Source organism: Streptomyces sp. CB02414 (genome assembly GCF_001905385.1).
GTDB lineage: Bacteria > Actinomycetota > Actinomycetes > Streptomycetales > Streptomycetaceae > Streptomyces.
The window spans coordinates 141,881-149,946 of record NZ_LIPF01000013.1 but is presented as its reverse complement, the minus strand read 5'-3'; the positions used below and the strand labels follow the sequence as shown (position 1 = coordinate 149,946).

6 protein-coding genes and 1 pseudogene are annotated in these 8,066 nt (G+C 73.8%); 4 read left to right on the top strand and 3 right to left on the bottom strand.

Annotated elements, in window-relative coordinates; translation table 11 throughout:
- The first annotated feature begins 101 nt into the window (after positions 1–101).
- Complete coding sequence (locus AMK11_RS34165; RefSeq protein WP_073732006.1) at positions 102–542, top strand: SRPBCC family protein; 441 nt, start codon at positions 102–104, stop codon at positions 540–542.
- A gap of 85 nt (positions 543–627) precedes the next feature.
- On the top strand, positions 628–1,506 hold the full coding sequence (locus tag AMK11_RS34160) for an endonuclease/exonuclease/phosphatase family protein (RefSeq protein WP_198941525.1): 879 nt from the start codon (positions 628–630) through the stop codon (positions 1,504–1,506).
- Positions 1,507–1,515: 9 nt separating this feature from the next.
- On the opposite strand, the gene AMK11_RS34155 is transcribed toward AMK11_RS34160, so the two are convergent.
- The 3 genes and pseudogenes from AMK11_RS34155 to AMK11_RS37185 form a co-directional block, all read right to left on the bottom strand.
- Entirely contained in the window at positions 1,516–2,667 is a 1,152-nt protein-coding gene (locus AMK11_RS34155) for an XdhC family protein (RefSeq protein ID WP_073732004.1), read from the bottom strand.
- Positions 2,668–2,725: 58 nt separating this feature from the next.
- Positions 2,726–4,183 (bottom strand): NCS2 family permease, encoded by a 1,458-nt coding sequence (locus AMK11_RS34150; RefSeq protein ID WP_073732003.1) that lies wholly within the window; start codon positions 4,181–4,183, stop codon positions 2,726–2,728.
- A 199-nt stretch (positions 4,184–4,382) separates the two neighbouring features.
- Positions 4,383–4,586 (bottom strand): annotated as a pseudogene (locus tag AMK11_RS37185) (hypothetical protein); the annotation flags it as partial.
- Positions 4,587–4,987: 401 nt separating this feature from the next.
- Between AMK11_RS37185 and AMK11_RS34130 the strand changes: the two are divergent.
- Together AMK11_RS34130 and AMK11_RS34125 are read left to right on the top strand one after the other, a co-directional pair.
- Positions 4,988–6,697, top strand: coding sequence for a PucR family transcriptional regulator (locus tag AMK11_RS34130; protein ID WP_073732002.1), 1,710 nt, complete (start codon positions 4,988–4,990; stop codon positions 6,695–6,697).
- A 162-nt stretch (positions 6,698–6,859) separates the two neighbouring features.
- Positions 6,860–7,648: a hypothetical protein gene (locus tag AMK11_RS34125; protein ID WP_073732001.1), complete on the top strand. Its 789-nt coding sequence runs from the start codon at positions 6,860–6,862 to the stop codon at positions 7,646–7,648.
- Positions 7,649–8,066: the final 418 nt, after the last annotated feature.

Genomic DNA, 8,066 nt, shown 5'->3' with positions numbered 1-8,066 from the left:
GCCAGACACCAGCCAGCCGTGTCACCAACCTGTCCGGTCAACACACCTAGGGCACGCCGGACACGGCCCGGTTCGCCGGTCGCGGTCCTTACGATCGTCGCGTGGTCATCTTCTCGATCGAACGCACCGCCCCGCTCCCCCTGGACGAGGCCTGGCACAGACTCACCGCGTGGCGGCGGCACGGCGACTCCGTGCCGCTGACCCGCGTCACCGTCGCCACGCCCGGCCCCACCCGAACGGGCACGGTGATCGTGGCCCGCACCGGCGTCGGCCCGCTCGCCTTCGACGACCGGATGGAGGTGACCGTCTGGGAGCCGCCGGAGGACGACTCCCCGGGCCGGTGCCGGCTGGACAAGCGCGGCCGGCTGGTCGGCGGCTGGGCGGAGATCGAGGTGCGGCCGGGGCCCGGCGGCCGCAGCCGGGTGGTGTGGCGCGAGGAGCTGACGGTCCGTCTCCTTCCGTCCGCCTTCGACGGCGTCCTGGGCCGCGCGGGACGGTACGTCTTCGGCCGCACGGTGAACCGGCTGCTGCGGCACCCGTGAACCACTGATGGCGCACGGGGGACGGGACGCGGTCGGGCCGGCGGCGTACGCCCCGCGACGGCCGTTTCCCGCGTACCGTGCCGGCATGTCTCTCAGAGCGCGCACATACGTCCAACTGTCTCTCTCCGGTGCCCTGTTGAGCCTGGTGGTGGCGGCGCCGCCCGCCTCGGCCGGGCAGGGGCACGCCGTGCCGCTGCGCATCGTCACGTACAACATCCACGCCGGAACGGGCGCGGACGGCGTCTTCGACCTCGACCGTCAGGCCGCCGCGCTGCGCGCCCTCGACGCGGACGTGATCGGCCTCCAGGAGGTCGACGTGCACTGGGGCGGGCGCAGTCAGGACCTCGACGTCGCCGAGGAGCTCGCCCGGCGGCTCGGCATGCGGGTGTCGTTCGCGCCGATCTACAGCCTCGACCCGGTGGAGACGGGCGGCCCGCGGCGCGAGTACGGCGTGGCGGTGCTGTCCCGCTTCCCGGTCCGCTCCGCGGAGAACCACGAGATCACGCGCCTGTCCACGCAGGACGAGAACCCGGTGCCGTCCCCGGCGCCCGGCTTCGGGGAGGTCACCCTAAAGGTGCGCGGGGTATCGGTGCAGGTGTTCGTGACGCACCTCGACTACCGGGCCGACCCGGCGGTGCGGGCCGCTCAGGTCGCCGACACGCGGCGGATCATGGCGCGGGAGCGGGCGGAGCTGCCAGGTGCCCGGCAGGTGCTGCTCGGCGACTTCAACGCCGAGCCGTCGGCGCCGGAACTCCGGCCGCTGTGGCGGGAGCTGGACGACGCCGGGGCCGGGACCGGCGGCACGTATCCGGCCGCGGCTCCCGTGAAGCGGATCGACTACGTGGCGGTGGGCGAAGGCGTGCGGGTACGGGGCGCCGCCGTGCCGGAGGAAGCGGTGGCCTCGGACCACCGGCCGGTGGTCGCGGACGTGTCCCTCGCCAGGAAGGGGCCGGTGCGGGACTGACGGGCCGGCTCAGGCCACCGAGCCGATCCGGCCCGCCGGGGACGCCGGACCGTCGTGGTGGATGGGGGTGTGGGCGCCGGTCAGTGAGGCGCCCGTGCCGCCGCGGCGGGCCGCGACGATCTCGGCGGCGATGGACAGGGCCGTCTCCTCCGGGGTGCGGGCGCCGAGGTCGAGGCCGATCGGGGACCTGAGGCGGGCCAGCTCCAGGTCGCTCACGCCGACCTCCCGCAGGCGTGCCTCCCGGTCGAGGTGGGTGCGCCGGGAGCCCATCGCGCCGACGTACGCCACCGGCAGCCGCAGCGCCAGCTTCAGCAGCGGTACGTCGAACTTGGCGTCGTGGGTCAGGACGCACAGCACCGTACGGGCGTCCACGGGGGTGCGCGCCAGGTACTCGTGCGGCCACTCGGCGACGATCTCGTCCGCGTCCGGGAAGCGGGCCCGCGTCGCGAAGACGGGGCGGGCGTCGCACACGGTGACGTGGTGGCCGAGGAACTTGCCGGCCCGCACCAGGGCCGAGGCGAAGTCGATCGCGCCGAAGACGATCATGCGGGGAGCGGGTACCGAGGACTCGACCAGCACGGTGAGCGGCGCCCCGCAGCGCGAGCCCCGCTCACCGATCTCCAGCGTGCCGGTGCGGCCGGCCTCCAGGAAGGCGCCCGCCTCGGCGGCCACCGTGCGGTCCAGCTCCGGATGGGCGCCGAAACCGCCCTCGTGGGAGCCGTCCGGGCGGACGACGAGCGCGCGGCCCGTCAGCTCCGCCGGTCCGCTCACGATCCGCGCCACCGCCGCCGCCTCTCCCCGGGCGGCGGCGGACAGCGCGGTCGCGAGCACCGACCGGGCGGGATCGTCCGCCCGCACCGGCACGACCAGGATGTCGACGGCGCCACCGCAGGTCAGGCCCACGGCGAAGGCGTCCTCGTCGCTGTATCCGAAACGCTCGAGCACGGTCCGGCCGTCCTGGAGGGAGTGCCGGCACAGCTCGTACACGACCCCCTCCACGCAGCCGCCGGAGACCGAGCCGACCGCCGTGCCGTCGGCGTCCACCGCGAGGGCGGCGCCGGGCAGGCGCGGGGCGCTGCCGTCGGCGGCCACCACGGTGGCCACGGCGAAGTCGCGTCCCTGCTCGACCCACCGGTTCAGCTCTTCGGCGATGTCCAGCATCCGTCGGTCTCCTCGTACTGCTCGTACGGCGGTGGTGGGAGGGTTCCCGCCGAGGCGGCTAGTGCACCCCCATCCAGCTCTCGATCGGGTTGAGTGCGAAGTAGACGATGAAGATCACCGTCAGGCCCCACATGAACGCGCCGATCTCCCGCGCCTTGCCCTGGGCGACCTTGATGGCGACGTAGGAGATGACACCGGCGGCGACACCGGTCGTGATGGTGTACGTGAACGGCATCAGGACGACGGTCAGGAAGACCGGGATCGCGGTGGCCCGGTCGGCCCAGTCCACGTGCCGCGCGTTCATCATCATCATCGCGCCGATGACGACCAGCGCCGCCGAGGCGACCTCCTGCGGCACGATCGCGGTGATCGGCGTGAAGAAGAGGCAGGCCGCGAAGAACAGGCCGGTGACGACCGAGGCGAGCCCGGTGCGGGCACCCTCGCCGACGCCGGTCGCGGACTCCACGAAGACGGTCTGGCCGGAGCCGCCCGCGACACCGCCGATGGCACCGCCGGCGCCGTCGATGAACAGCGCCTTGGACAGGCCCGGCATGCGGCCCTTCTCGTCGGCGAGCTTGGCCTCGGTGCCGACGCCGATGATGGTGGCCATCGCGTCGAAGAACCCGGCCAGCACCAGCGTGAAGACGATCATGCCGACCGTCATGGCGCCGACGTCGCCCCAGCCGCTGAACTCCACTTCGCCGAAGAGCGAGAAGTCCGGCATGGAGACCGCGCTGCCGTGCAGCTCGGGCGCACCGTTGGCCCACTGCTTCGGGTCGATCACCCCGACGGCGTTCAGCAGGGCCGCCACGATCGTGCCGGTGACGATGCCGATCAGGATGGCGCCGGGGGTGTTGCGCGCCTGGAGCATGAAGATCAGGAGCAGGGTGCCCGCGAAGAGCAGCACGGGCCAGCCCGCGAGTTCGCCGACGGGGCCGAGCTGGAGCGGGGTCGCCTTGCCGGCGTGGACGAAGCCGCCCTTCACGAAGCCGATGATGGCGATGAACAGGCCGATGCCCATGGTGATGCCGTGCTTGAGCGCCAGCGGGATCGCGTTCATGATCATCTCGCGCAGCCCGGTGACCACGAGCAGCATGATGACCACGCCGTACATCACGCACATGGCCATGGCCTGCCCCCAGGTCATCTGGGGGACGACCTGGCCGGCGAGCACGCCGGACACCGAGAGTCCGGCGGCCAGGGCGAGCGGCACCTTGCCGATGAAGCCCATGAGGAGCGTGGTGACCGCCGCGGCGAGCGCCGTCGCGGTGATCACGGCCTTCTGGCTGAGGGTGTTGCCCGCGACGTCCTCGCCGCCGAGCAGGATGGGGTTGAGCAGGACGATGTACGCCATCGCCATGAAGGTGGTGATTCCGCCGCGCACCTCACGCGCGACCGTCGATCCCCGGTGGGTTATGTGGAAGTACCGGTCGAGCCAAGACCGGCCGGAGGGGACGCGGGAACCCGCGCCCGCGTCCTCGGCGGTGGTCTTGGGCTCCACGGACTGCTGGGTCATGGGGCCGTCTCCCAAGGTTCATAGGGGCACCCGCGCGAACCGCTGGGGCGGCCGCGGGATTTGGGATGTGCACGACCCGGGGGACGGCCCGAGACGAACGCATGGTGTGGTGCTGCTGGGCCCGCGAGCGGTGCGGACCCGGGTTGTGCTCCGGGCGGCGCGGAGTGTGTGACGTTCCGTGCGCCGCCCGGAGGTCTCTTCACGCCGTACCGGTGAGGTGTTCCGGCCGTACCGGCGTGCGGTCGAGCGCCAGCCCGGTCGCGTCCCGGACGGCCGCGAGGACCGCCGGGGTGGACGACAGGGTGGGGGCCTCGCCGACGCCGCGCAGCCCGTACGGCGCGTGGTCGTCGGCGAGTTCGAGCACGTCGACCGGGATCGTCGGCGTGTCGAGGGTCGTGGGAAGGTCGGCGACGATCTCCACCATCACGTCCGTGCCACCCGCGATCGGCACAGCGGTGGGGTGCTCGGCCTTCGCGGCGAGCGCCTCCTCCCAACTGGCGGGGCGAAGGAAGTCCATGACCGGCTCTCTTCATCGTCGTCTGGCGGGTCGTACGGATCAAGCCAATCCCTGTGCGGCGGGCCCGGCTCGTTCATGTGCTGTTCACGCGGAGTGGGCCCAGTACACCGCCCGCTGCTCCACCAGGGTCAGTCGCAGAAACACTGAAGGAATTGGCTGGCCAGGGAGGTCATCTTGTAGATTCGTATGAACGGAGGCTCTCGGTAACCTCCTCGCTTTCCTCCGGAAACGGGCGACACAGCCGCGTGACCTGGAACACTTCGAGACAAAGAACGGCGGCGACGAGAATGCGGCTGCGCGCACTGCTGGACACCGACGCGCTGGGCCTCAAGCTGCTCGGCGGCGAGGGCGAGCTGGACCGCTCCGTGCGGGGCGTGATGACCACCGACCTGCGGGATCCCAGCCGTTACCTGTCGGGCGGCGAGCTGGTCCTGTCCGGTTTGGCCTGGCGCCGGGACGCCGACGACTCCGAGCCTTTCGTGCGCATCCTGGTGCAGGCCGGTGTGGCCGCGCTCGCCGCCGGTGAGGCGGAGCTGGGGAGCGTGCCCGAGGACCTGGTGGTGGCGTGTGCGCGGCACCGGCTGCCGCTGTTCGCGGTGAACGAGTCGGTGGCCTTCGCGACCATCACCGAGCACGTCGTCCGGCAGGTCTCGGGCGAGCGGGCCGGGGATCTGGCGGCCGTGGTGGACCGGCACCGCCGGATGATGACCTCGGGTCCGGCGGGCGGCGGCCCGGACGTGGTCCTGGACCTGCTCGGCTCCGACCTGGACCTGCGTGCCTGGGTGCTGTCGCCGACCGGGCGGCCGGTCGCCGGACCGAAGGACGCGGGCCCCGCCCTGCCCGCCGAGGTGTGCGCGAAGCTGGCGGCGGAGCACCTCGCCGCCAGCCGCGCGGGCCGGCGCGCGCCGCACCGGGTGCCGCTGGGCGGGACGACGTACAGCCTCTTCCCGGTGCGCGGCTCGGGGCACCCCCCGGCGACGGCCGCCGCGGGGCGCGCGCCGCAGGCGGCCGTGCCCGGACGGGACGTGCGCGAGACGGTGCTCTCCGACTGGCTGCTGGTGGTGGAGGCGGACGCCGGGGACTGGGCCGAGGAACGGCTCGACCTGCTGTACGGCGTCACCCAGCTGATCGCCGTCGAGCGGGACCGGCGGGACGCGGCGCGCACGGTGCGGCGGCGGCTCGCGCAGGAGGTGCTGGAACTGGTGCAGACGGGCGCGGCGCCGGCCGAGATCGCGGCCCGCCTCCGGGTGGCGGCGCCGGTGCTGCTGCCGGGCCTGGGCGCGGCCCCGCACTGGCAGGTGGTCGTAGCCCGCGTCGAGTGGGAGGAGGAGGACGCGGAGACCGGGGCGGTCGCCCAGACGCTGCTGGAGGAGATCCTCGTCGACCCGCTCGCCACCGGCCCCGAGCACTCCGACCGCATCGCGGTGGCGCACACCGGCGGCGAGGCCGTCGCCCTGGTGCCGCTGCCGGCAGTCTCCACGGAGCACGACGGCTCGGAGACCGGCATCCTCGCGGACGCGCTGCTGGAGTCCGTGCGGGAACCGCTGTCGGCGGGGCTGGACGGCGACGGGCGGGTCACCCTCGGGGTCAGCGCGGCCGTGCACTCGGCGGAGGGGCTGCGCGGCGCGCTGGAGGAGGCCCGGCACGCACGCCGCGTCGCCGCGGCGCGCCCCGGCCGGGTCTGCGCGGCCGGCCACCAGGAGCTGGCGTCGCACGTCCTGCTCCTGCCCTTCGTCCCCGACGACGTCCGCCGGGCCTTCACCGCCCGGCTGCTGGACCCGCTGCGGGACTACGACCGCCGCCACCGCGCCGAGCTGATCCCGACGCTGGAGGCCTTCCTCGACAGCGACGGCTCCTGGACGCGCTGCGCCACCCGGCTCCACCTGCACGTCAACACGTTGCGCTACCGCGTCGGCCGGATCGAGCAGTTGACGGGGCGTGACCTGTCGCGCCTCGAGGACAAGCTGGATTTCTTCCTGGCCCTGCGCATGAGCTGAGGCGCGAGCCGCACGCGGCCCCTTCCCGGCGCCAAACCTCGGCGCCGGGAAGTCCCACGACTTTGTGAAATCTTTCACCCACCCCCTTGGCCGGGCCGCCGTATCCGTGCTGAGATGCCGCCACCACTCGAGAGCTCGATGGCGTGCTAAGGGGAGGGCGACGTGGCGCATTCCGCCATGGCTGGTTCTGGTTGGGGAACGACCGAAGGTGACGATCCGCTCCAGACGGCCGTGTGGCGGTTGCGTTCGCGCGCCTGCTGGGCCGACGCGGCGGCGCTGCTGGAGCCGGTGACCGCGGCGACCGCGCTGCAGCGGACGGCGCTGCTGGTGGAGCGGTGTCTGTACACCGAGCAGGGCTGGGCGGACGCCGAGGACGCGCTGCGCGCCGCCGAGGCGCTGGCCCACAGCGACGACGAACGCGGTGCCGCCGCCTGCGAACGCGGTCAGCTCGCGTACGCCGCGACCGTGCACGGGGTGCGCGACCGCTCCGACGAGGCGCGGGCCGCGCTGGGCCGGGCGGCGGCGCTCATCCCTCCGGGGGCGGCGGGGCGGGCGCTGCTGGACTTCCGGCGTGGACTGCTCGCGGAGAACCTGACCCGGTCACCGCAGGCCGCCCGCGCGGCCTACCGGCGGGCCCACGCCGGCGCGACCGCGCACACCGACCCGCTCCTGCAGTCCTTCACCTGGCGGCACCTGGCCGGACTCGCCCTGCGGGAAGGCGAGTTGGCCGAGGCCCGGCACGGCTTCGCCGAGTCGCTGCGGATCCGCGAGGAACTGGGCTACCTCGTCGGTACGGCACCGGCACTGGTGTCACTCGCCGACGCGGAGTCCGAACCGGAGGCGTCCCGGCTCCGAGAGGAGGCGCGACGCCTGTTCCGGCTGCTGGGCGGGGTACCGACATGGCTGGCCCGGCACCTGACCCCGCCGGCCACGGGGGCGGCGACGGCCTGACGCCTGGGGCGACGGGCGGGGCGGGCTCGGGGGCGGTCCACTCCCTCGTGACGGGCGGGGGGCGGGGGACGGCCTGCTCCACGGGGCGGTGGCAGCTGGCTCGGCGACAGACCGGGCCGTCGAGACGAAAAGAGCGGGCGGACTCGGCTTGCGCCCGCCTGCTTGTGACGAGCGGGGGGGGACACGCGATGGCTTGCCCCACCGAGAGGGCGAGCCACGCCGCCTCGACGGCAGACGGCCCCATCGTGACGGGCCGAAGCGGGCGGGCCAGGGGTCGGCCGGTCCGGCCCATGGCCTGCTGGACGCGGGGCGGTCCAAACCACCGTGACGCGCGTGCGACACGATGACAGCCCCCCCACCGCGACAGGCGAGCCGCGCCGGCTCAGCCACAGACGGACCCCTCGTTGACGGGCCGAAA

Excerpts from the sequence above, each read along its gene's own strand:
- AMK11_RS34160 (WP_198941525.1), top strand. The coding sequence starts at position 628 with ATGTCTCTCAGAGCGCGCACATACGTCCAACTGTCTCTCTCCGGTGCC.
- AMK11_RS34155 (WP_073732004.1), bottom strand. The coding sequence starts at position 2,667 with ATGCTGGACATCGCCGAAGAGCTGAACCGGTGGGTCGAGCAGGGACGC.
- AMK11_RS34150 (WP_073732003.1), bottom strand. The coding sequence starts at position 4,183 with ATGACCCAGCAGTCCGTGGAGCCCAAGACCACCGCCGAGGACGCGGGC.
- AMK11_RS34130 (WP_073732002.1), top strand. The coding sequence starts at position 4,988 with ATGCGGCTGCGCGCACTGCTGGACACCGACGCGCTGGGCCTCAAGCTG.